Origin of the sequence: Streptomyces clavuligerus, assembly GCF_005519465.1 — a bacterium.
GTDB lineage: Bacteria > Actinomycetota > Actinomycetes > Streptomycetales > Streptomycetaceae > Streptomyces > Streptomyces clavuligerus.
On record NZ_CP027859.1, the window covers coordinates 1,530,914 to 1,554,878 of the forward strand.

Genomic DNA, 23,965 nt, shown 5'->3' on the forward strand with positions numbered 1-23,965 from the left:
CATGACGGACACGACCGCAGAGATGACAGCTCCCGCGCCGCGCTACGATCCCAAGGTCGTCACCGCCCTGCGCCGGTTCGCGATCTCGATCTCCGTCTTCAACATCCTCGGCTACACCCTGCTCGGCTTCGAACAGCCCTGGACCTGGCCGCTGTTCGCTCTTGCGACCGCCTACGCCGTGGAAATAGTCCTGGAGGTCGTCGCAGCCCGCGCCGAGGGCAGGACGGAGCGCTTCCGGGGCAACGGGGTACGCGGGGTCGTCGAGTTCCTCTTCCCCGCGCACATCACCGCCCTCGCGCTCAACATGCTGACCTATGTCAACGACCGCGTCTGGGTGATGCTCTTCGGTGTCATCGTCGCCGTCGGTGCCAAATGGGTGCTGCGCGCGCCGGTGCGCGGCAGGCTGCGGCACTTCATGAACCCGTCGAACTTCGGCATCGCGGTGATCCTGCTGCTGTTCCCCTGGGCGAGCATCGCACCCCCGTACCACTTCACCGAGTATGTCTCGGGCCCCCTCGACTGGCTGATCCCGCTCGTCATCATCATGACCGGCACTCTGCTCAACGCGAAGCTCACCGGCCGCATGTGGCTCATCATGGCCTGGCTGGTCGGATTCGTCCTCCAGGCGGTCCTGCGCGGACTGATCTTCGACACCGCCATCCCCGGAGCCCTCGGCATGATGACGGGGGTCGCCTTCGTCCTCTTCACCAACTACATGATCACGGACCCCGGCACCACGCCCTCCAAGCCCGTCGCCCAGATGGCCTTCGGCGGTGGCGTCGCCCTCATGTACGGGGTGCTCACCGCGCTGGGCATCGCCTACGGCATCTTCTTCGCCACCGCGGCCGTCTGCCTCGTCCGCGGCGGCTATCTCTGGTGGATCGACATCTCGGCCCGGCGCGGACTGAGCCTGGCCCCCGCTCCACCCACTGCGGACACCGACTCCCCGGTGGCCGCCCTCGCAGGCCCCGGGGCCACCCCGGGCACGGAGAAGGAGGCGATCGCCGCATGACATCGCGCATAGCCATCGTGGGTATGGCGTGCCGTTATCCGGATGCGGCTTCGCCTCGTGAGTTGTGGGAGAACGCTCTCGCGGGCCGCCGGGCCTTCCGCAGGCTGCCGGATGAGCGGATGCGGTTGGCGGACTACTGGGACCCCGACCCCGCCCGTCCCGACCGTTTCTATGCCCGTAACGCGGCGGTGATCGAGGGGTACTCCTTCGACCGGGTGGGTCACAAGATCGCGGGGAGTACGTATCGTTCGACGGATCTGACGCACTGGCTGGCGTTGGATGTGGCGGGGCGGGCGTTGGCGGATGCGGGTTTCCCGGGTGGGGCGGGGCTGCCGGGGCGGCGTACGGGTGTGGTCGTCGGTAACACGCTGACGGGTGAGTTCACCCGTGCGAATACGCTGCGGTTGCGGTGGCCGTATGTGCGGCGGGTCGTGGGGGCGGCGTTGCGGGAGGAGGGCTGGGACGACGGGAAGCTCGCCGGCTTCCTGGACGCCGTGGAGTCCTCGTACAAGAGTCCGTTCCCGCCGGTGGACGAGGACACGCTGGCCGGGGGGCTGTCGAACACGATCGCGGGGCGGATCTGCAACCACTTCGATCTGGGCGGCGGCGGTTACACGGTGGACGGGGCGTGTTCGTCGTCCCTGCTGTCGGTGACGCAGGCGGCGAAGTCCCTGATCGACGGTGACACCGATGTGGTGGTGGCGGGGGGTGTGGATCTGTCGATCGATCCGTTCGAGATCATCGGTTTCGCGAAGACGGGTGCGCTGGCGCGGGGGGAGATGCGGGTCTACGACCGGCGTGCCGGCGGGTTCTGGCCGGGCGAGGGCTGCGGCATGGTGGTCCTGATGCGTGAGGGTGACGCGCTGGCGGCCGGGCACCGGGTGTACGCGACGGTGGCGGGCTGGGGCATCTCCTCCGACGGGCAGGGCGGTATGACCCGGCCGGAGGAGCGCGGTTACCGGCTCGCTTTGGAGCGTGCTTATGAGCGGGCCGGGTTCGGTATCGGGTCGGTGGCGCTGTTCGAGGGCCATGGGACGGGGACGGAGGTGGGTGATGCCACGGAGCTGGGGGCTCTGGGCGGGGCGCGTGCGGCCGGTGGGCCTGTCGGTCCGGCGGCGGTGGTGAGTTCGGTGAAGGCGCAGATCGGGCACACGAAGGCGGCGGCCGGGGTCGCGGGACTGATCAAGGCCGCGATGGCCGTCGACGAGGAGATCCTGCCACCGGCTGTCGGCTGTGGGGAGCCCCATGCCCTGCTCACGGGGGAAGAAGCCCCGCTGAGGGTGCTGCGCCGGGCGGAGGTGTGGCCGCAGGGGGCCCCGGTCCGTGCCGGGATCACCGCGATGGGCTTCGGCGGCATCAACGTCCACGTCGTCCTCGACAAACCGGAGGGCACCACAGCCTCCGTGCCGCGAGCCTCCGTGCCACGCCGTACGCTGACCGGCCGTCACCGCGTGCTCGCCTCCTCCGTCCAGGACGCGGAACTGCTCCTGGCCGATGCCGACTCCCCCGGGGAGCTGCGCGAGCGCCTGGCCGGGCTGGCGGACTTCGCCGCCCGGGTCTCCTACGCCGAACTGGGCGACCTCGCCGCCACCCTCCAGCGGGAACTGCGCGACGCGCCCTGCCGGGCCGCCGTCGTCGCCTCCTCACCCGACGAGGCCGAACGGCTGCTGCGGCTGCTGGTCGACGTCCTGGACACCGGCGGTACCGAACACCTCACCGAGGACGGTCTGGCCTTCCTCGGCCGGGTCCGGGGCCCCGCCCGCATCGGCTACCTCTTCCCCGGACAGGGATCGGGGAAGAGCACCGGCGGCGGCGCGTTGGGGCGCCGCCTCACCGAGGCGGCCGAGGTCCACGCCCGCGCCGCCCTCCCCAGCACCGGCGACACCGTCGCCACCGAGTCCGCCCAGCCCCGCATCGTCACCGGCTCCACCGCCGGGCTGCGCGCCCTCGACGCCCTCGGACTGGACGCGACCGTCGCCGTCGGCCACAGCCTCGGCGAACTCTCCGCCCTGCACTGGGCCGGAGCGCTCGACGCGGAGTCCTTGCTGCGTATCGCCCGGCTGCGCGGGCACACCATGGCCGAGCACAGCGCCTCGGGCACCATGGTCTCGGTCACCGCCCCCGCGCCCGCCGCCGTCGCTCTCGCGGCCGGACTGCCTGTCGTCACCGCCGCGTACAACGGCCCCGGGCAGACCGTCCTCGCCGGACCCGTCGACGCGGTCGAAACCGTCCTGGAGCGCGCCCGCGCCGCCGGAACGGCCGCCGTGCGGCTGCCCGTCTCGCACGCCTTCCACTCCCCGCTCGTGGCCCCCGCCGCCGACGCGTTCCTGGCACAGCTGACCGGATTCGCCTTCGGGCCCGTCCAGCAGTCCCTCGTGTCCACGGTCACCGGAGACCCCCTGGCCGCCGACACCGACATCCCCGCCCTGCTGCGCCGCCAGATCACCGAACCGGTGCTCTTCACCCAGGCGGTCGAGCAAGCCGCCCGGGACACCGACCTCTTCGTCGAGGTCGGACCCGGAGCAGTCCTCGCCCCCCTCGCCACCGCCGTCACCGGCGTACCGGCGCTCTCCCTGGACACCGACAGCGAATCGCTGCGCCCCCTGCTGCGGGTGGCCGCCGCGGCCTATGTCCTCGGTGCGCCGCTCACCCTCGACCGGCTCTTCCGCGACCGGCTGATCCGGCCCCTGGAGGTCGGCGCCGAGCTGCGCTTCTTCGCCAACCCCACCGAGCAGGCCCCGGACATCCGGGTGGAAGGCGGCCGGGACACCACGGCCTCCGCCGACCCGGCACCGCAGGCTCCCGGGCCCGAGGAGACCCGGGCACAGGCCGACGACGACGCGCCCAGCGCTCTCGATGTGCTGCGCTCCATCGTCGCCGAGCGGGCCGAACTCCCCCCGGAGACGGTCGGTACCGACATCAGGCTCCTGGACGATCTGCACCTCAGCTCCATCACGGTCGGCCAGATCGTCAACCGCGCCGCCCAGCGGCTCGGCGTCCCCCCGGCCGCGACCCCGCTCAACTTCGCCACCGCGACCGTCGGCGAACTCGCCGAGACCCTTCAGACCCTCGCCGACACCGGGCAGCCCGGCGACGCGGACCCCACCCCCGTGGTGGCGGGCGCCGCCGCCTGGGCCAGGCCCTTCGCCGTCGACCCGGTCGAACTCCCGCTGCCCGCCCCCGGGCTCGCGGAGGGCGACGGCCCCTGGACGGTCCACGCCGAATCCGGGCACCCATTCGCCGAGGAGCTGCGCGCCCGGCTCGCGGCCTCCTCGCTCGGGGCGGGCGTACTGGTCTGCCTGCCGCCCGCGTGCACCGAGGCACAGCTCGCCGACGCGCTGCGCGGGGCGCAGGCCGCCCTCGCCGGGGAGGACATCCACCGCTTCGTACTCGTCCAGCACGGCCGCGGCGCCGCGGGCCTCGCCAAGACCCTGCACCTGGAGGCCCCCCGGCTGCGCACCACCGTCGTCCATCTGCCCCCGGACGCGTACGACGCGCACGCGGCGGCCGGTTCCGTCGAACAGGTCCGCGCCGAGACCGCCGCGACCGCCCGCTTCAGCGAGGCGTACTACGACGCCGCCGGGGTCCGCACGGTGCCCGTTCTGCGCCCGCTTCCGGTGCGCCCGGCCCGCGCCCGGCAGCCCCTGGGCTCCTCCGACGTCCTCCTCGTCACCGGCGGCGGCAAGGGCATCACCGCCGAATGCGCCTTGGCGGTGGCACGTGACAGCGGCGCCCGGCTGGCCCTCGTCGGCCGCTCGGACCCCGCGTCCGACGAGGAGCTGGCGGCGAACCTGCGGCGCATGGCGGACAGCGACCTCACCGTCGCGTACGCCCGCGCCGATGTCACCGACCCCGAGCAGGTCCGTACCGCGGTCGAGCGGCTCACCGGCGAACTCGGCCCGGTGACCGCCGTCCTGCACGGCGCGGGGCGCAATGAGCCCGCCGCCCTCGGCGGACTGACCGCCGACGACCTGCGGAGCACCTTCGCCCCCAAGGTCGACGGGCTGCGGGCCGTCCTGGACGCGCTCGAACCGGACCGGCTGCGGCTCCTGATCGCGTTCGGCAGCATCATCGGCCGCGCCGGACTGCGCGGCGAGGCCCACTACGCCACCGCCAACGAGTGGCTGACCGATCTCACCGAGGAGTTCGCGCGATCCCATCCGCACTGCCGGACCCTGTGCCTGGAGTGGTCCGTGTGGTCCGGGGTCGGCATGGGCGAACGGCTCTCCGTCGTCGAGTCACTGGTCCGCGAGGGCATCACCCCCGTCACCCCCGACCAGGGTGTGGAGATTCTGCGCCGGCTGGTGGCCGACCCCGACGCGCCCGCCGTGACGGTGATCAGCGGCCGTACGGAGGGCATCGCCACCGTACGCCGTGACTCGCCGCCGCTGCCCCTGCTGCGGTTCGTCGAGAAGCCCCTGATCCGCTACCACGGCGTCGAACTGGTGACCGAGGCCGAGCTGAGTGTGGGCAACGACCCCTATCTCGCCGACCACCTCCTCGACGGCGACCTGCTGTTCCCCGCCGTCCTCGGCATGGAGGCGATGGCCCAGGTCGCGGCGGCCGTCACCGGCCGCACCACGGTCCCGGTCATCGAGGACGCCGTGTTCCTGCGCCCGGTCGTGGTCCCGCCGGGCGGCAGCACCACCATCCGCGTCGCCGCGGTCGTCACCGGCGACGACACCGTCGAGGCGGTCGTGCACAGCGCCGAGACCGGCTTCGCCGCCGAGCACTTCCGGGCCCGGCTGATCTTCACCGATGACACGCCCGTGCCGGACGGATCACCCCTCCCCGTCCCGGAGGGGACACCGCCGGTGGCCCTCGACCCGTTCGACGGCCTCTACGGGGACGTGCTGTTCCAGAGCGGACGCTTCACCCGGCTGCGCCGTTACCACCGGGCCGCCGCCCGGGAGGTCGACGCCGAGGTGGCGACGGCGGGTGGCGAGGGGTGGTTCGCCGGTTTCCTCCCCGCGGAGCTGCTGCTCGGCGACCCGGGCATGCGGGACGCCCTGATGCACGGCAACCAGGTCTGCGTACCGCACGCCACGCTGTTGCCGCAGGGGGTCGAGCGGATTCACCCGTGCGGCGGCAAACCCGCCGGCGAACTGCTGCGTTACAGCGCCGTCGAGCGGCACAGGGAAGGGGACAGCTACACGTACGACATCGCGGTGCGCACGGCGGACGGTGACATCGTGGAGCGCTGGGAGGGGCTGCGGCTGCGCGCGGTGCGCAAGCGTGACGGCGCGGGCCCCTGGGCGGCACCGCTGCTCGGCCCCTATCTGGAGAGGACGACGGAGGACCTGCTGGGCGTACGGCTGTCCGTGGCGGTGGAGCCGGTGGCGGCCAAGGGCGAGGCGAGCACCCGCCTCCGCCGCTCTCGTACGGCCGCCGCCGCGTCGCGCGCCCTCGGCGCCCCCACCCGGCCGCGGTACCGCGCGGACGGACGGCCCGAACTTCCCGGCGGCCGGTCCCTCTCGGCCTCCCACGGGCCGGGCTTCACGCTCTGCGCGGTGTCCGGTCCCGACGACGGGACCGTGGCCTGCGACGTCGAAGAGGTCGCCGCCCGCCCCGCCCCGGAGTGGGAGGCACTGCTCGGCGCACGGGACGCGCTCGCACTGCTCGTGGCACGGGAGACCGGTGAGGACACCGACACCGCGCGGACGAGGGTGTGGGCGGCGGGCGAGTGCCTCCAGAAGGCCGGGGCCACCGCGTCCGCTCCGCTCGCCCTCGCACCCGCCCCCCACGACGGCTGGGCCGTGCTCACCTCGGGTGGGTTGCGGATCGCCACGCTCGCCACCCGGATACGCGGGGCCGCGGAGCCCGTCGTCCTCGCGATCCTCACAGAAAGGCGCTAGACCATGGCGGACTACTTTGAACACCGGCACATCGTCGGCTTCGAGGAGACCAACCTCGTCGGCAACGTCTACTACGTCAACTATCTGCGCTGGCAGGGGCGGTGCCGCGAGATGTTCCTCAAGCTGCACGCCCCGGACGTGCTCGCCGATGTGCGGGCGGACCTGAAGCTCTTCACGCTCAAGGTGGAGTGCGAGTTCTTCGCCGAGATCACCGCCTTCGACGAACTGTCCATCAGGATGCGGCTCGTCGACCTGGCGCAGACCCAGCTCGAATTCACCTTCGACTACGTGAAACTGGAGCCCGACGGGGACGAGGTGCTGGTGGCGCGGGGCCGCCAGCGGGTGGCCTGCATGCGCGGACCGAATACCGCGACCGTCCCCTCCGTGGTCCCCGAAGCGCTGGTCCACGCGCTCGAACCGTACACGGGGGCCGCGAGCCCCCGGCTGAGGAGGACGGCATGAGCCCCGCCCGGCCGCCCGCCCGCGAACGGCCCGACGCGCAGGGAGCGGGAGCGGTCCCGGATGTGCGGGACCCTCGTGAGCTGCGCGGCGCCTTCGGGACGTTCGCCACGGGGATCACGGTCGTGACGGTGGGGGGAGCGCTGCCCCGGGGCATGACCGCGAATTCCTTCACCGCCGTATCGCTCGATCCGCCCCTGGTCCTGGTCTGCGTGGGCCGCGAGGCGGTCATGCACCAGGTCCTCCTGAACGCCGAGCACTTCGCCGTGTCCGTGCTCGCCGCGGACCACCGGGAGGTGGCCCGGCACTTCGCCGACCGCTCCCGGCCCCTGGGCTCCGGGCAGTTCGCCGTCGGCGACTGGCGCCCCGGCACGGTGACCGGCGCACCCCTGCTCACCGGGGCCCTCGCCCACTTCGAGTGCGCGGGCCGCGCCCGCTACGACGGCGGCGACCACACCGTGTTCCTGGGTGAGGTGCTCGCCCTGAGCCGGGCCCCCGCCGGGGAGGCGCTGCTCTTCGCCGGCGGCCGCTTCCGGAACCTGGCGCCGGAACACGCGGAGGCGGCGGCATGAGCTGGGCGGCACGCACCCCGCCGGGGCCGCTGCGCAGAGAGCTGCCGCGGCTGTTCCGCAAACTGGTCACCGACCGGCTCGGGCTGCTGACGGAGGCCGCGGCGCTGGGGGACGCGGTCCGCGTGACCCTGGGCCCCCGGACGCTGTACGTCTTCAACCACCCCGACTACGCCAAGCACGTCCTGGCCGACAACAGCGCCGCCTACCACAAGGGAATAGGGCTCACCGAGGCCAGACGCGCCCTGGGCGACGGGCTGCTGACCAGCGAGGGCGAGCTGTGGCGCACCCAGCGCAGGGCCGCCCAGCCCGCCTTTCAGCACCAGCACCTGGCCGCTCAGGCGGATGTGATCGTCGAGGAGACGGCGAAGCTGATCGCCCGGCTCCGGGCGCAGGAGTCGGGCGCGCCGGTCGACTTCACCCAGGAGCTGACCGAGCTGACCCTCGGGGTGCTGGGACGCACCCTGCTGCACACCGACCTGACCGCGTACGGCACGGTCGGACACGCCTTCGAAGCCGTGCAGGACCAGGCGATGTTCGAGATGGTGACGCAGGGGATGGTTCCCCTGTGGGCGCCGCTGCCCCAGCAGCGCCGCTTCCACCAGGCCCGTGCCGAGCTGCGGCGCGTGGTGGACCAGCTTGTCGCGGAACGGACGGACCGGCCCGCCGAGAGCCCGGCCGACGACGTGCTCTCCCGGCTGATCGACTCCACCCGGCGGGAGCCCGACCCCGAGGTCGGCCGCAGACGTCTCCACGACGACCTGGTGACCCTGCTGCTGGCCGGGCACGAGACGACGGCGAGCACGCTCGGCTGGACGTTCCACCTGCTGGACCGCCATCCGGAGGCCGCGGCGCGGGTCAGGGAGGAGGCGCGCGGCGCCCTCGGCGACCGCGCGCCCGTCCTCGGGGACCTGCACGCCCTGCCGTACACCGGGATGGTCGTACAGGAGGCGATGCGGCTCTATCCGCCCGTGTGGATTCTGCCGCGGCGCGCGCAGCGGGCCGACGACGTCGGTGGTTACCATGTGCCTGTAGGGACGGATGTACTTATCTGTCCCTATACGCTCCACCGTCATCCGGAGTTCTGGGCGGAGCCTGAGCGCTTTGACCCCGAGCGCTTCGATCCGGCCCGGCCCGCGGACCGGCCCCGCTACGCCTACATCCCGTTCGGCGGGGGGCCCCGGTTCTGCATCGGCAGCAACCTCGGCATGACGGAGGCCGTCCTGGTGACGGCGATGATCGCGCGGGAGCTGACACTGCGGACGGTGCCGGGACGCGAGGTGGTGCCCGAGCCCATGCTGTCGCTGCGGGTCCGGGACGGCCTGCGGGTCGAGGTACGGGCCGCCGCGCAGTGAACCGCGGCGGCCCGTCGAGCCGTCGGGGGAGGGGCGGTGTCCCTCCCCCGACGGCCGGTCAGCCGGCGATCGCCTCCAGCGCGGCCATCCGCATGTCCAGCAGTGCCAGCAGCACCGGCGGGTCGAGCGTGCCCATGGGGCGCAGGTCGATGTCGGCGGGCTTGGCGACAGTGTCCGCGTTCACGGTGACGGGGCCGTAGGCCCCGATCGACGGGGCGGTGTCGGATTCGGCCCCGTCGACCTCCTCCATCCCGTAGGGGACGGACTGCACCAGTACATGCCATGTCCCGTAGGGGACGTCCTCCAGGACATAGGGCCCCGGGCGGTCGAGCACCGCACACCGCGAGGGCTGCCCCTGCGGGATGCAGCCGGCGAACAGTCCGATGAAGACGGGCCCGGGGGCGGTGCCCTCCGAGGCGCGGACGGTGCCCCGCAGCAGGGCGGAGCGCGTTCTGCCCGGTCCCGTGCCGGCCATGTTGATCCGCGGGGTGTAGCCACCGAGCTGACGGTATGTGGTCGGGGCCAGACCGACGGAACTCTTGAACCGGGAGCTGAACGTGCCGACGCTCTGGTATCCGACGATATTGCTGATATCCGCGATGTTCAGCTCGGTGCTGACGAGGAGCCGTTTGGCCTCCTGGAGCCGGAGCGCGGAAAGAAATCTTCCGGGTGAAGTGCCTGTCATGTTCTTGAACATTCGGGTGAAGTGGAATTTGCTGAACATCGCCGTTTCGGCCATGTCGTCGATGGTTATTTCTTCCCCGAGATTCTCGTACATGGAGCTGATGACTCGTGTTACTGCTCGTTCGGCAGTGGTCTGCATAAACCTCTCCTGCGTCAGTTTGCCTGCTTCTTGTCTCATCAGGTCTTCGGTGATGTGCGGCTCCGCGCAGGCGCGGTGCGCCCGTCGGCTGTCGCGACGGCGGCGGCGCGGTGTGCGGGCATGGCAAGATGACGAACCATCAGTTCTCTTCGTTGGTACTGATGGTCGCGGCAGTGGTGGTTCACGGACGCAGCCGGCGGAACCCCTCCCGCCGTGGAGCGGAGCCGAAGGGATGCCGCAGGTGCCGTAAGCGGACCTTCTCCGCAGTCCGCAGGAGTACCTCGTTCCCGTTATCTTCCGTGAAGGTCGTCTCGACGGCCGCGCCGTCCTGTGGCATGGCGGCGACGAGGCGGTGCCCACGGTCGGGGACCGGTGGGGCGGGGCGGTGCGCGAGTATCGGCGGGAGCCGCTCGTCCGCGTGCGCCGGGCTCCGGATGCCCGCTCGTCGATTCTGTCGAGTCATGGGGAATCGATCCGTGATAAGTCGGATGCGACGATGGTGTGAGCATCCGCTCGCCATCGCGTATCAGTACCGGTCAAAACGGGCTCCCTCGCGGTCCAGTCGATGTCGGTATGCGGGTCTTGCACCCGTTTTAGATGCAGGTGACTGTGTGTTCATGCCTGATTTGAGCTGCCTCGACGAGGGTACTTGCTTGTCGAGTTCAGGCCAAGGGTGTGATGGTTGCCGACTCGCGCGTACCGCATCCAGCAATCTGCAAGTTGTTTGAACGAACTCAGTCTTCCTAGTTTGAGGGTGGTTAAACCTATCGATGTATTCAGGAGACAATGGCTGTGGAAACTACCACGGACAGTGCAAGAACCCGCACGCTGGAGGCGTTCGCGGACACCATCGTCCCCGGCAGTAAACGGTGGGAGGGGGACCGGGCGGTGGCCGGGGCCTCGGACGACGCGGGTGCCGTCGAGGCGGGTGCGATCCAACTGCTGGAGTGGGACGCGACAGGACTGGCCGGGGGCCTCGACGAACTGGCACGACTGCTGAACGAGCACACCTCGGAGTACGCCCGGGAGCACGGCCTGCGACTGGACGACGACGTGGAGCCCTTCGTGGCCCTGGACTTCGACCACCGGACGGCCCTGGTCCAACGGCTGACCGCGCCCGGCCACCCCGAGAAGCAGTTCTGGGTGCTGCTCACCCTCTTCAGCAACATGGCCTACGACTCGGCCGCCCATCTGCACACCGCCGAGGCGATCGCCCAGGGCCACCCCGGGCTCCTCGCACTCGGGTTCACCCCCCCGGACCCCGACGGCGTCTGGCGCTACCCCGCACACTCCTACGGCCGTCCGCTCGCCCGCCTCCACCCGGGCACGACCCCCTCAGGGAGTCCCGCATGACCACCGCGCAGAACACCGATGTCCTGGTCGTCGGCTCCGGCTTCGGCGGTGCCATCGCCGCCTACCACCTGGCGGCGGGCGGGGCCCGGGTCACGGTGCTGGAACGCGGCCCGTGGCTGGAGGGGAAGGACTTCGAGCACGACTACAAACTGGGCTCCTCCTACACCCGGGCCTTCGACTTCACCGTCGGTGACGGCATGAGCGTGCTGGGCGGCAACTGCGTGGGCGGCGGCAGCGTCGTGTACTTCGCCTCGATGCCCCGCGCCCCGCGCTTCGTCTTCGAGCGGCACGGCAGCATCGGACGGCGCATGTGGCCCGCCGCCATCAACCGCGACACTCTCGACCCGTGGTACGACCGCGTCGCCGAGGCCATGCCCGTCACCACCCAGACCTGGGACGACGTCACCTACGCGGGCGGGCTGTGGGCGGCGGCCTGCCATCACGCGGGTCGCACCGCCAACCCGCTGCCGGTCGCCGTCGACACCGAACGGTGCGTCAACTGCAACTGGATGATGGCCGGCTGCCGCTTCGACGCCAAACGCTCCCTGCTCTTCAACTACCTGCCCGCCGCCCTCGCGCACGGCGCGCGCGTCCTGCCGCTGCACGAGGTCCAGCGGATCGAGCGCACCGACGACGGCGGCTACCGCGTCCACTACGACACCGTCGACGAGGAGGACTACCGCGTCCACACCGGCACCGGGGCGATCGACGCCAAACTCGTCGTCCTCGCGGCGGGCGCCGGAGCCACCCCCGTCATCCTCCAGCGCAGCGAAGCCGCCCTCGGCACGATGCCCCGGGCGGTCGGCCGGTACTTCTCCGGCAACGGCGAACGCCTCAACACGGCCGTCATCAACGAGGACCGGGCCGCCGAGGTGCTCGGCCTCACCCGGGGCGAAGGCCCCGCCTACGGTGCCAACCACATCGGCCGCGGCCCCACGGTCGCGAGCTGGGACCGGCTCGACGGCTCGCTGCCCGAGTACTCCCGCTACTCCCTCGAACAGCTCTACTTCCCGCCGGGTCTCGGCACGATCCTCGCCCAGACGGCCCGCGGTGAGGGACCCACCTGGTTCGGCCGGCACAAGAAGGAGATCCTCAAGCGCTGGAGCTCCTGGCTGACCATCTTCACGATGAGCGAGGACGACAACGAAGGCGTCTTCGGCCCGCCCCCGCCCACCGGCAACGCCACCCGCATCTCCCAGCAGATGCTCGGCCACGGCAGCCTCAGCTATGTCCCCACACCCAACACGCTCCACGGCTGGGCCAGCTCGGACGCGGAGGTCGCCGACATCCTCGGCCGGGACGGGCTGGCCGAGGTCATGCCGTGGACCAACGACGTGGTGGGCGCCTACACCGTGCACCCGCTCGCCTCCTGCCGCATGGGCGACGACCCCGGCACGTCGGCCCTCGACGACGGCAACGAACTCCGCGGCCACCCCGGGATCTTCGTCACCGACAGCTCCGCGATCCCCGGTGCTCTGACCGTCAACCCGGCCATGACCATCGCCGCTGTGGCCGAGCGGGCCATGCCGGGCATCGTCCGGGCGGCCAGGGAACGGGGCATCGACGTCACCTATGGGGCCCCCGCCCCCGACGGCGCCACGAGCGGACGGCGCGGAGTCCTGCCTCTCACCACCCCTCTGGTACGAGGATGAGGAGGCTCCTGCTGAGGAGCGCGCGCGGCGCCCTGGTGCGGGTCCGGCATGTGTCCGCCGTACGGCCCGCTGCCGCCCGCGGCCAGGTCGCCGCCGTCTACCGGCAGGCGGAACGCGACTTCGGCGCCGTCGCGCCCCCCATCGCCCTCCACTCGCCCGCCCCCGATGTCCTCGCGGGCGCCTGGGCGATGCTCCGGGAGACACTCCTCGTCGGGACGGTCATGGGCCGGACGGCCAAGGAGGCCGTGGCCACGGCCGTGTCCGAGGCCAATACCTGCCCGTACTGCGTCCAGATCCACGGTGCGACGCTCTCCGGCCTCCGCTCCGACGCTCCCCCGGACGCCGCCGGCGACGACGGTCCGGTCGTCGCGTGGCTCAGGGAGGGCCGGCGGCGACCACCCGGGAGCGGCGGCGGGCCGCCACCGTGCCCTCCGGCAGCAGTACCGGAAATGGTGGGCACCGCCGTCGCCTTCCATTACCTCAACCGCATGGTGAACGTCTTCCTCGACGATTCGCCGCTGCCCTCCGCCTCGCCTCCGGCCGCGCGCGACGCGGTCCTGCGCATGGTCACCCGCGCGCTGCGCGCCCGGAGCGCGGAGTCCCCCGCCCCGGGGGACTCCCTGGCGCTCCTGCCCGAAGCGCCGCTCCCGGACGACCTGGCGTGGGCGGCGGCCACCCCGCACATCGGTGCGGCGTTCGCCCGGGCGGCCGCCGTCCTGGAGGCGGCAGGGGCGCGCTCCACACCCGTGCCCGTCCGCTCGCTCGTCCTCGCCGAACTGGAGCGCTGGGACGGACGGCCACCCGGCCCCGTCCGCACCTGGCTGGAGGAGAGGACCCGACCCCTGCCGACCGAGGCCCGTCCGGCGGGGCGGCTCGCCCTGCTGACCGCGCTCGCCTCCTACCAGGTGGGGCCCGCGGACATCGACGCCGTACGCGCCACCGCCACGGGCTCCGCCGACCGGCTGCTGGTGGAGCTCACCTCGTGGGTCAGCTTCGCGGCGGCCCGGCGCGCGGGCCGCCGGCTGGCCGGGCTCGGCTGAACCGCGCTCAGCACTCTGGGAGAAGACACCGGGACCCCCGTTGGACCACGCTGGCCTGACACCGGCCCCGGCTCCCGGTCCACGGTGCGGTGCGCACGGGGCGCGTCCCGCACCGGTACCTCCCCGTTCCGACCCGTTCCGAGCGCTCCCGCAGGCCCGTACCCCCCTCATATCCATGGATTCCCGGTTTTCCGAACAGAGACGAGAGCGAGCGATGTCCGAACTGACGACCGTGCTCAAGGACCTGGCCGCGGCGGGCGACGAGACCGACCGCATGGTGGCGGATCTCGACGACGCCCAGTGGGCGCTGGACACCCCGGCTCCCGGCTGGACGATCACCGACCAGATCGCCCATCTGACCTTTGTCTTCCGGCTGGCCGGAACCGCGGCGGCCGACCCGGAGACGTTCCGTGCCCTGGCCGAGGGTGCCAAGGGCGACTTCGACGGCGCCGTACGGGCCGCGCTCGCCGCCTACCGGGGCGACTCCCCGTCCGCTCTTCTCGCGCGCTGGCGCGACCAGCGCGCCGAGACGATCGACGCCCTCGCCGCCGTGCCCCCGGACCGCGTGGTGCCCTGGCTGGTCAACCCGCTGCCACCCGCGGTCCTCGCGTGCGCCGGGCTCATGGAGACCTTCGCGCACGGCCAGGACATCGCCGACGCGCTCGGGCTCCGCCGCGAACCGGCCGACTGGCTGCGCCACATCGCCGGATTCGCCGTCCTCACCCGGGACTTCGGCTACCAGACACACGGCCTGACTCCGCCCGTCGAGCCGTTCCGGTTTGAACTGACCGGACCCTCGGGCCAGCCGTGGACGTTCGGCCCCGAGGACGCGGCCCAGCGCGTCACCGGCCCCGCACTCGACTTCTGTCTGCTCGTCACCCGGCGCCGCCACCGCGACGACCTCGCCCTGACCGCCACCGGTGCCGCCGCGGACCACTGGCTCGGCATCGCCCAGGCGTACCGCGGGCCCGCGGGCGAGGGCCGCAGGCCCGGCCAGTTCCCCGGCACCGCCCGGTGACGGCCGACCCCGGGCCCGGCGCCGTCCCACCGCCGGCTTCCGTGTCCGACCCGGCGGAGAGGTACCGTGTGCGGCCCTTCCGCATCGACATACCCCAGCAGGACCTCGATGACCTCCACGAGCGGCTGGACCGTGTCCGCTGGCCCCGGGAGGCCCCGGACGGCGGCTGGGACCGGGGCGTACCGCTCGGCTACCTCAAGGAGCTCACCGCCTACTGGCGCACGGCCTACGACTGGCGGGCCGCCGAGGCCCGGCTCAACGAGCACCCCCAGTTCCTCGCCGACATCGAGGGCGTCACGGTGCACTTCCTGCATGTGCGCTCGCCGGAGCCGGACGCCAGACCCCTGGTCCTCACCCACGGCTGGCCCGGCTCCGTGGTGGAGTTCCTCGGTGTGATCGGGCCCCTCACCGATCCGCGACGGTACGGCGGAGACCCGGCCGACGCCTTCCACCTGGTCGTGCCCTCGCTCCCGGGGCACGGCTTCTCCGGCCCCGCCCCGGGGCCCGGGTGGGGCTATCCGCAGATCGCCCGGGTCTGGGACGCGCTCATGCGCGGGCTGGGATATGACACCTATCTCGCCCAGGGCGGCGACCACGGGGCGTTCATCTCCCTCGAACTGGCCCGGCTGGCACCGGACCGCGTGACCGGGGTGCATGTCAACATGCTCTTCGCGATCCCGTCCGGCGACCCGGCGGAACTCGCGGACCTCACCCCGTCGGACCTGGAGCGGCTCGGCCGGATGGTCCGCTTCGACCAGGAACTGTCCGGCTATATGAAACTCCAGGCCACCCGCCCGCAGACGATCTCCTACGGCCTCACCGACTCCCCCGTCGGCCAGCTCGCCTGGATCATCGAGAAGTTCATGGAGTGGACCGACTCGGAGACGTCACCGGAAGAGGCGGTGGACCGCGATGTGCTGCTCACCAATGTCATGCTCTACTGGCTGACGGGTACCGCCGCGACCTCCGCCCACCTCTTCTACGACGCCCGCCCCTATATGCAGAAGGTCTTCACGCCGGGGGTGCGGCCCGAGCCGGTTCCCGTCCCGCTCGGTGTCCTCGTCCTGAAACCCGACTTCGCGCCGGTGCGCAGCCTCGCCGAGCGCGACCACCCGGGCATCGTGCACTGGACCGAGATCGAACGGGGCGGTCACTTCGCCACGCTGGAACAGCCGACGGCCTTCGTGGCGGACGTCAGGGAGTTCGCGCGCCGGCTGCCCTGAGCGCCGCCCGCGCGGTGGCGGAGGAGAGAGCCGTGTGCCCGGCCCGGGACATCCCGGGCCGGGCACACGGCTCCGCGCGTCCGACATCCCCGGCCGGGCACGGGCTACACCGGAGCCCGGCGCGCCACGAACAATCCGCGCCCCGACTGCACGTCCGGCAGGTACTCCGCCGCACAGCCGGCCTCCGCGAACGCGTCCAGGTACTGGCGCCGGGTCCACAGCCCGAAGACATGGGTCTCCGTGAAGTGCTCGATACCCCGTGCGTCCGCCACCACCCAGTGGCTCTCCACCGCGGCGCTCGCCGGACCCCGCCGGGTGTGCGAGGCCCGTGTCACCGTGACCCCCCCACCCCGCACCACATCGGCGGCGACATGCCCGTCGAGGAACGTCTCGGGGAAGTACCAGGGCTCCACGACCAGGACACCCCCCGGTGCGAGATGCCGCTCCATCCGCCGCAGCGCCGCCACCAGGTCCCGCGGCGACGGCAGATAGGCGACGGCGGTCGACAGGGAGATCACGGCGTCGTAGCTGCGCCCCAGGTCGACCTCGCGCATGTCCGCCACGTGCACGGCGACTCCCGGGAGCTTGCGCCGGGCGACCTCGGCCATGGGCGCCGAGAGATCGACGCCCTCCACATGGCGGAAGCCGTGGCGCAGCGCCAGCAGGTGCTCGCCGGTGCCGCAGCCCATGTCCAGGAGGGACTCCGCCCGGGGACAGCGGTCCCGTACGAGACCGGAGACCAGTGCCGCCTCCGCGGCGAAGTCCTGGCCACGAGCCGAGTACACCAGGTCGTAGAGCGGGGCGAGGTGCCGGGTGAAGGACGAGGCTTCCCGCCGGCCGCCGGTCACCCGGGGTGCCCCGGAACCACCGGGTCGGCCGCGGCCGGGCGGGCCAGGGCCTTCGGCGGGCGGCGCAGCGCGTGCCGCAGCACCCGCAGGGCGGTGCGCGGGCGCATCAGGGCCTGTGGCGGGTCGATGAGCCCGGCCACTCGCATCATGCCGTCCGTCAGCCGGGCGTCCTTGGTGGCCGCGTACTGCACCCGAGCCATGTAGGCGTTGCCGAACCGCACCTTCAGCGTGCGGCGCCCCTCCACGCCGGGGAAGGCCAGATCGCCGCCCGCCGAGACGTCCCAGGGGATGTCGATCGCCCGCGAGACGTCCCGGTGGAAGAGCTGCGGGACGACGGGCCCGCCCCGCCGCAGCCGCTCGCGCAGCGCCGTCGCCTCGATCGCGGCGACACTCATGCCCTGCCCGTAGACCGGGTTGAAGCTGCACACGGCGTCCCCCAGGACGAGCAGCCCGCCGGGGAAGCGGGTCAGGCGCTCGTAGCGGCGGCGCACGCTCGCCGGGAAACGGAAGGACACCGGGTCGTCGAGCGGCTCGGCGCCGCGGACCGCGCGGTAGATGTCCGGTACCGGAAGCGACCGCACATACTCCAGGAACGCCTCGGGATCGGTGGGCGGCTGGTCACCGAGGATGCCCGTCAGCGACAGGATGCAGCGATCCGGGCCGACCTGGCCGAAGAACGCGCCGCGCGGATGGTCGGGCGAGGCGACCGGATTGATCGACTGCACGCCGTCGAACATCCCGGGCTCCGTGCGATAGTGCCGTGTGGTGTACGCCAGGTCGATCTTCACGCGCTCCTCGTCGGGCCTCTGGTAGCCGAACTCCTCCAGCCACACCGGGGTGCGCGAGCCCCGTCCTGTCGCGTCGACCACCAGGTCGGCCGCCAGCTCGTCGATGGTGTCGTCCGCGATCCGGCGTATCCGGACTCCAGTGATCCGCTCGTGGGACGGTGTGGCGGTCAGCCCGAGGATCTCGTGGCCGTCCCGGAACACCACACCCGGCAGGGCGGCCACCCGGTCCCGTGCGCACCCCTCCAGATAAGGGCGCGGCGGGGTCAGCGACGTGAGACCGGTCCGGGCCGGGCGCAGTCGGCGCGCGTCGAAGAACCAGCGCATCTCGCCGAGGTCGCCGACCGGCATCCCGGCGGAGGCCAGCTCCTCGGTGAAGCCGGGGAAGAGATCCTCCAGGATCAGCTGCCCCCGGGCGTGCAGCCCGTGGGCGTGCCGGGTGTGCGGGGTGCCCCGCCGGGGCCCGCGGACACCGACCACCGTGTCACGGTCGACCACCACGACCTCGGTGTAGAACTCGGCGAGTACACGGGCGGCGAGGATTCCGGCCATGCTCCCACCGAGCACGACGGCCCGGTCCCTGGTGCGGCTGGTCATCGCGGGTACCTCCTCTGGGATCGCTGAACGGACGTTCTCCGTCCTGCGCGTACGACCTTCGCGCCCCGTGACGCCGACCCGCATCTCCTGGATTGCGCACTGCTGTGAACAGGACCCCGCGGTAGGGCATTCCAGAAGATGCCGTGCGGTGGACGCGACCACCACGATGACGGTGATTCCCGGACACTCCCGAGCCTGGAGGTACGTTGATGCGCAGCGCGGCCCGGTGGACCCGTACCCGACACCGGCACATCCGGCTGCCCGGCGCGATCGGGCTGGCGGTGGCCACGGCCTTCTCCCTCGGCGCCGCGCCACCGCAGGGCGCCGCGCCACCGGACCCGGTCTCCGCCCCTGCCCCTGCCCCCGCGGCCGCCCGCCCGGCCGGGGAGCAGCCGCGTGCCGTCACCTTGATCACCGGCGACCGGGTGCTGCTGACCGGAGCGGGTCGGTCACCCGCCGGGGTCGAGCGGGCCCCGGGGCGCACCGGTGTGCGGTTCAGCAGTTACCGCGTGGACGGCCACCAGTACGTCGTCCCGGAGGACGCGCGGCACCTGCTGCGCGCGGGCCGCGTCGACCGGCGGCTCTTCGACGTCACCGCGCTGCTGGGCGCGGGCTACCACGACCGGGGCGCGGACCTGCCGCTCACGGTGGACGGAGAGCGGCGGGGACTGCCCGCGGCGCAGCGGGCGGCCTTCTGGAAGGATCTGGCCGGCCGCTCCCGAGCCGCCGTCCCCCGTACGGCCCGCGCCCAGGGACCGGCGGAGGACGCCGACGGACCCCTTGTCCTGCTCGCCGACGGCGCGTCGGCGGACCTCGGGTCCCCCGCGGCGGAAGTCCGGGCGGACCGCGGCGCGGACGCGCCCGGCCGTACGCGCGCAGCCGCTGACTCCTCCACCTTGACCGTTCGCCATCTGGACCGGGACGGAACACCCGCCGCCGACTCCGAGACGATGGTCGTCGGGCTCGACGCACCGGTGCGCCACTTCCTCCACGACGACGACGGCACCGCTCAGGCACGGCTGCCGCGCGGCCGGTACCTGCTCGTCGGCGACATCGTCGACCGGGCGGGCAACTGGCACCGGGTCGTACGGCCCCTCCTCGACCTGACCGGGGACACGGTGGTCACCGTCGACGCCCGCACCACCCGGCCCGTCACCACGGCCGTCGCCCGCCCCGGCGCCCGGCCCGCCGCGGTCGACCTGGGGATCGAACGGCACCACGGCGACCGTGTGATCAGTGTCTCCCTGGGCTCCGCGGCCTTCGGCCGGCTCTACACCGCGCAGCTCGGCCCCTCGGTTCCCGCCGCCGCCATGACCTCCGGGATCTCCTCCACCTGGGGCGCCCCCGGGCCCGCGGGAGACTTCAGCGACACGCCCTACAGCTACCATCTGCTCGACACCCGCCCCGGCGGGTTCTTCACCGGCTTCGAACGCCGGGTCCGCGACGCGGAGCTGGCCCGGCTGGAGGCGTCCCACCTCACCCAGACCACCGGCAGACGGGGCGTGAAGGGCTTCTTCGGCAAGGCGCCGGGCTTCGCGGCCGTGTCCGGGACGATGCTCCCCGTCACCCTGCCGTCCCGGGTCACGCACTACCTCGACACCCGGGACACCGAGTGGTCCGGCGCCTTCGGCGAACAGATCACCGGCGCCGACGGATTCGGCCAGTACGCCACCGCCATGGGCTCCGACTACCGCGCCTACCGCGCCGGGCAGCGGACCACCGAGCGGTGGAACGCGGCTGTGTTCGCGCCCTTCCTCTTCCGCCCCGACCACGCGGGCCGCAAGGGCGACACGATGTGGGTCGGGGTGCCCCTCTTCACCGACCAGGACGACCACCGGGCGGGTTCGCTGACCGACAGCGAGTCCATCCGCCTCTACCGGGACGGGCGGCTCGTCGGCGTCTCCGGCGGCGGCCAGCTCACGACCCGGGTACCGCCCGGCCCCGGCAGGTTCCGCATCGAGAGCAGCGCTTCCCGGCCCTCCTGGTTCCGTCTCTCGGACCGGGTGAAGTCGGTGTGGACCTTCTCATCGGACACGACGCCCGGCGCCGGCGCGCCCCTGCCGCTGTGGGCGGTCCGGTACTTCCCCCGGGTCGACGCCCACAACAACCTCGTGCCCGAGCCCGGCCGGGCGGCTTCGCGGACCTTCAGCCTCCCGCTCTCCGCCGAGCCCCATCCGGGCGCGGACACCGGCGCCGTACGGTCGCTGCGGCTGAACGTCTCCACCGACGGGGGCGCCACCTGGCGGCCCGCCCCGGTCGTACCGGACGGCTCCGGCGGGTGGCGGGCGACGGTACCCCGTCCGCACGGCGCCCAGGGCCTGTCCCTGCGGGCCCGGCTGACCGACGAACGGGGCAACACCCTGGAGCAGACCACCCACAACGCCCTGCGGGCCGGGGGCACGGCGCCGCCCGACCCCGGCACCGGCCCCGCCGAGCCGTCGCGCACCTGCACCAACGCCCCGGCGACTCCCCACCTGAGCCACAGCGGCTTCCGGATTCTCAGCTCGGCGCGCAACGACTGCTCGACCCCCACCACGTTCTGGCTGCTCCGCTACGACGCGGACCGTTCGGAATGGCACACCATCACGGAGAACGTCATCCACGCGGGTGCCACCGCGGACGCCGAGTGGCCCTGCCGGGGCAGCGGCACACATACCTACCGGGCCGTCCAGTTCGACCCGAACATGATGTTCACCAAGGCGTCCCCCGCTGTCTCCATCCGCTGCTGAGACCACGAGACCGGCCCAGGGAGGCCCCCATGCGCGTCCTGTTCACCGTCTGGCCCAACCCTTCACACCTCTACCCCGTGGTGCCCCTCGCCTGGGCGCTGCGCAGCGCCGGGCACGAGGTCTGTGTCGCCGCCCACCCGGAGGTGGCCGACGCCATCGCCGCCGTGGGACTCACCGCCGTCCCCCTCGGCGACCCCGCTCTCATGCCTGTCCCCCTCGGGCCGGGCCGGGCCTATACGGCCGAGCGCGCCCAGGTCGCCCGTGTCACCGAGGAGCTGGCGCTCGGCCCCGAAGACCGTGAGCTCTGGGACACTTTCAGCCAGTTCATGTTCCCGGCGATCTGGGACTTCCACCCCTACGGCGCGGCTCCCGACGAGCCGAGCCCCGCCATGGACGCCCTGGTCGCGTTCGCCCGGGAGTGGCGCCCCGACCTGGTGCTCTGGGACCCCTGCTTCCCCGGTGCCGCCGTCGCGGCCCGCGCCTGCGGCGCCGCGCAGGCCCGTTTCATCACGGCGCCGGACTGGTGGGGCTGGTCCGTCGACCGGCTCGCCGAGCGGGCCGCCGCGGCCACGGGACCGTGCGAGGACCCGCTCCTGCGCACCCTCGGCCCGGTCGCCGAGCGCTACGGCCAGAGCCTGGACGACGAGCTGATCCGCGGCCAGTGGACCGTCAGCACCCTGCCCGAGTCGATGAGCATCCCCGTCAGCACCCCGACGGTCCGCGTCCGCTGGGTGCCGTTCTCCAGCCAGACGGTGATGCCCTCCTGGCTGCGCCCGCTGCCGGACCGGCCCCGGGTGGGCCTCTCACTGGGCCTGTCCTGGCGCCGCTATCTGGAAGGCGGCTGGGACCATGTCCCCGCGTTGCTGGACGCGGTCTCCGGGCTCGACATCGAGGTCGTCGCCACCCTCAACGCCAAGCAGCTCGCCGGAGTCGGAGAGCTGCCCGGCAATGTCCGCGCCGTCGACTATGTTCCGCTGGATCAGCTCGTGCCGACCTGCTCCGCCCTCATCCACCACGGTGGCCTCGCCACCTACTCCGCGGCGGTGTCCCTGAACGTTCCGCAGCTCATCACCGACACCCTCACGGCGGACGTCCTGGCGGTCGAGGAGGGCGGCGGCATGGGCGCCACCAAGCACGCGGCGTCCCCCGTCTCCGTGCGCCGGGTCCTCGACGAGGGGGCCGGTCTTGTCCTGGACATCGGCACGCCCTCGGCCGAGGCGATGCGCGAGCGCATCGCGCGCGTCCTGGGCGAGCCGTCCTTCCGGGAGGGCGCGGGGCGGTTGCGTGAGGAGCACCTGGCGATGCCGAGCCCGCACGACACCGTCCCCGTCCTGGAGAAGCTCACCGCGCGGCACCGTCCCTGAGGCCGCCCGTCCGCCCGTCCGCCCCTTCCCCGAGGCCCTTCCCGAGTCCGTTCCCCGAGCCCGTCCAAGAGTCCGTCCGTCCCGGGAGTCAAAGATGATCAATGTGTCCCAGCCGAGCCTGGGCGACGAGGAACTCGCGGCCGTCCAGGAGGTGTTCGCCGGCAACTGGCTGGGGTACGGTCCGCGCTCCGAGGCGTTCGAGGAGCGGTTCGCCCGGTACCTCGGCGTCGAACCCGGGCATGTCCTCTTCCTCAACTCCGCCACCTCCGGGCTGTTCCTCGCCACCGAACTGCTCGGCCTCGGCCCCGGCGACGAGGTCGTCCTGCCGTCGGCCGGCTTCGTCGCCAACGCCAACGCCGTCGTCGCCACCGGTGCCCGCCCGGTCTTCTGCGATGTCGACCCCCGCACGATGAACCCCTCGGTCGCCGACGTCGAGCGGGTCATGACGCCGCGGACGAAGGCGGTGATGCTGCTGCACTACGGCGGGCTGCCCGGCGACATCGCCGCGACGGCCGCACTCTGCCGGGACCGGGGCGTGGCCCTCATCGAGGACGCCGCCTGCTCGGTGGCCTCCTCCGTCGACGGCCGGATGTGCGGGACGTTCGGCGACATCGCGGTCTGGAGCTTCGACTCCAGGAAGATCATCACCACCGGGGACGGGGGCATGCTCCACGTGCGCGACCCCGAGCTGGCCCGCAGGGCACACCGGCTGGCCTACCACGGCATCGCCGAGCGCAGCGCGTTCACCACCGCCGCGCAGGGCACCGACCGCTGGTGGGGGCTGGACGTGGAGTACGTGGGGCGCCGGCTGATCGGCAACGACCTGACCGCCGCCATCGGCCAGGTGCAGCTCAGCCGTCTGCCCGCGTTCGTCGCCCGCCGCGCCGAGCTGACCACGCTGTACGACGAGGCGCTGGCCGGACTCGACGGCGTACGGCTGCCGCCCCGCCCACCCGTGGACCACCGCAGCACGCACTACTTCTACTGGGTGCAGCTCCCCGAGGACCGGCGCGACCGGGTCGCCAAGTCCCTGCTGGCGCGCGGTGTCTACACGACCTTCCGCTATATGCCGCTGCACCGCGTCCCCCTCTACGGCCCGCCCGTGGACCTGCCGGGTACCGACGAGGCATGGGCCACCACGCTGCTGCTGCCGTTGCACCAGGCACTGAGCGACGGCGAGGCACGGACCGTGGCCCGGGAGTTCATCGCGGCGGTGGGGGAGTGCGGGGCCTGAGACACCTCACGGCGGCCTGAGACACCTCACGGAGGCGTGAGACCCCCAC

At 72.6% G+C, this 23,965-nt stretch carries 16 protein-coding genes; 13 read left to right on the forward strand and 3 right to left on the reverse strand.

Annotated features, from left to right (window positions below; genetic code table 11):
• Position 1: 1 nt before the first annotated feature.
• Genes CRV15_RS34650 through CRV15_RS34670 form a run of 5 tightly spaced genes read left to right on the forward strand, consistent with a single transcriptional unit; the run spans position 2 to position 9,250 of the window.
• On the forward strand, positions 2-1,012 hold the full coding sequence (locus tag CRV15_RS34650) for an enediyne biosynthesis protein UnbU (protein WP_003958079.1): 1,011 nt from the start codon (positions 2-4) through the stop codon (positions 1,010-1,012).
• Entirely contained in the window at positions 1,009-6,867 is a 5,859-nt protein-coding gene (locus CRV15_RS34655; RefSeq protein WP_003963650.1) for a type I polyketide synthase, read from the forward strand. Before CRV15_RS34650 ends, CRV15_RS34655 begins: the two co-directional genes overlap by 4 nt.
• Before the next feature lie 3 nt (positions 6,868-6,870).
• A complete protein-coding gene (locus CRV15_RS34660) occupies positions 6,871-7,329 on the forward strand; it encodes an acyl-CoA thioesterase (protein WP_003958081.1) in 459 nt (152 codons plus the stop codon).
• Positions 7,326-7,898, forward strand: coding sequence for a flavin reductase family protein (locus CRV15_RS34665; protein WP_003958082.1), 573 nt, complete (start codon positions 7,326-7,328; stop codon positions 7,896-7,898). Before CRV15_RS34660 ends, CRV15_RS34665 begins: the two co-directional genes overlap by 4 nt.
• Positions 7,895-9,250: a cytochrome P450 gene (locus CRV15_RS34670; protein WP_003958083.1), complete on the forward strand. Its 1,356-nt coding sequence runs from the start codon at positions 7,895-7,897 to the stop codon at positions 9,248-9,250. Before CRV15_RS34665 ends, CRV15_RS34670 begins: the two co-directional genes overlap by 4 nt.
• A gap of 58 nt (positions 9,251-9,308) precedes the next feature.
• On the opposite strand, the gene CRV15_RS34675 is transcribed toward CRV15_RS34670, so the two are convergent.
• Complete coding sequence (locus tag CRV15_RS34675) at positions 9,309-10,073, reverse strand: helix-turn-helix domain-containing protein (RefSeq protein WP_044955882.1); 765 nt, start codon at positions 10,071-10,073, stop codon at positions 9,309-9,311.
• A gap of 786 nt (positions 10,074-10,859) precedes the next feature.
• On the opposite strand from CRV15_RS34675, the gene CRV15_RS34685 reads away from it, so the two are divergent.
• From CRV15_RS34685 to CRV15_RS34705, 5 genes are all read left to right on the forward strand, one after another.
• Entirely contained in the window at positions 10,860-11,426 is a 567-nt protein-coding gene (locus CRV15_RS34685; RefSeq protein WP_003958086.1) for a DUF5987 family protein, read from the forward strand.
• Positions 11,423-13,078, forward strand: coding sequence for an FAD-dependent oxidoreductase (locus CRV15_RS34690; RefSeq protein ID WP_003958087.1), 1,656 nt, complete (start codon positions 11,423-11,425; stop codon positions 13,076-13,078). Before CRV15_RS34685 ends, CRV15_RS34690 begins: the two co-directional genes overlap by 4 nt.
• Positions 13,075-14,118, forward strand: a complete 1,044-nt coding sequence (locus CRV15_RS34695; RefSeq protein ID WP_003958088.1) for a hypothetical protein — start codon at positions 13,075-13,077, stop codon at positions 14,116-14,118. The genes CRV15_RS34690 and CRV15_RS34695 overlap by 4 nt, the downstream gene beginning before the upstream one ends.
• A gap of 214 nt (positions 14,119-14,332) precedes the next feature.
• The gene (locus CRV15_RS34700) at positions 14,333-15,136 is read left to right on the forward strand and encodes a TIGR03084 family metal-binding protein (RefSeq protein ID WP_009999609.1); all 804 of its coding nucleotides are present in this window, start codon (positions 14,333-14,335) and stop codon (positions 15,134-15,136) included.
• A gap of 68 nt (positions 15,137-15,204) precedes the next feature.
• On the forward strand, positions 15,205-16,359 hold the full coding sequence (locus CRV15_RS34705) for an epoxide hydrolase family protein (RefSeq protein ID WP_003958090.1): 1,155 nt from the start codon (positions 15,205-15,207) through the stop codon (positions 16,357-16,359).
• A gap of 104 nt (positions 16,360-16,463) precedes the next feature.
• On the opposite strand, the gene CRV15_RS34710 is transcribed toward CRV15_RS34705, so the two are convergent.
• Both CRV15_RS34710 and CRV15_RS34715 read right to left on the reverse strand, forming a co-directional pair.
• Positions 16,464-17,207, reverse strand: a complete 744-nt coding sequence (locus CRV15_RS34710; protein WP_003963654.1) for a class I SAM-dependent methyltransferase — start codon at positions 17,205-17,207, stop codon at positions 16,464-16,466.
• Positions 17,204-18,589: an FAD-dependent oxidoreductase gene (locus tag CRV15_RS34715; RefSeq protein ID WP_003958092.1), complete on the reverse strand. Its 1,386-nt coding sequence runs from the start codon at positions 18,587-18,589 to the stop codon at positions 17,204-17,206. The genes CRV15_RS34710 and CRV15_RS34715 overlap by 4 nt, the downstream gene beginning before the upstream one ends.
• A 209-nt stretch (positions 18,590-18,798) precedes the next feature.
• Here CRV15_RS34715 and CRV15_RS34720 point away from each other — a divergent pair, with 209 nt between their 5' ends.
• The 3 genes from CRV15_RS34720 (at position 18,799) to CRV15_RS34730 (ending at position 23,916) form a co-directional block, all read left to right on the forward strand.
• On the forward strand, positions 18,799-21,318 hold the full coding sequence (locus CRV15_RS34720) for a hypothetical protein (RefSeq protein ID WP_003963656.1): 2,520 nt from the start codon (positions 18,799-18,801) through the stop codon (positions 21,316-21,318).
• Positions 21,319-21,347: 29 nt separating this feature from the next.
• The gene (locus CRV15_RS34725) at positions 21,348-22,682 is read left to right on the forward strand and encodes a nucleotide disphospho-sugar-binding domain-containing protein (RefSeq protein WP_003963657.1); all 1,335 of its coding nucleotides are present in this window, start codon (positions 21,348-21,350) and stop codon (positions 22,680-22,682) included.
• Positions 22,683-22,776: 94 nt separating this feature from the next.
• Positions 22,777-23,916, forward strand: a complete 1,140-nt coding sequence (locus CRV15_RS34730; RefSeq protein ID WP_003963658.1) for a DegT/DnrJ/EryC1/StrS family aminotransferase — start codon at positions 22,777-22,779, stop codon at positions 23,914-23,916.
• The last annotated feature ends 49 nt before the right edge of the window (positions 23,917-23,965 follow it).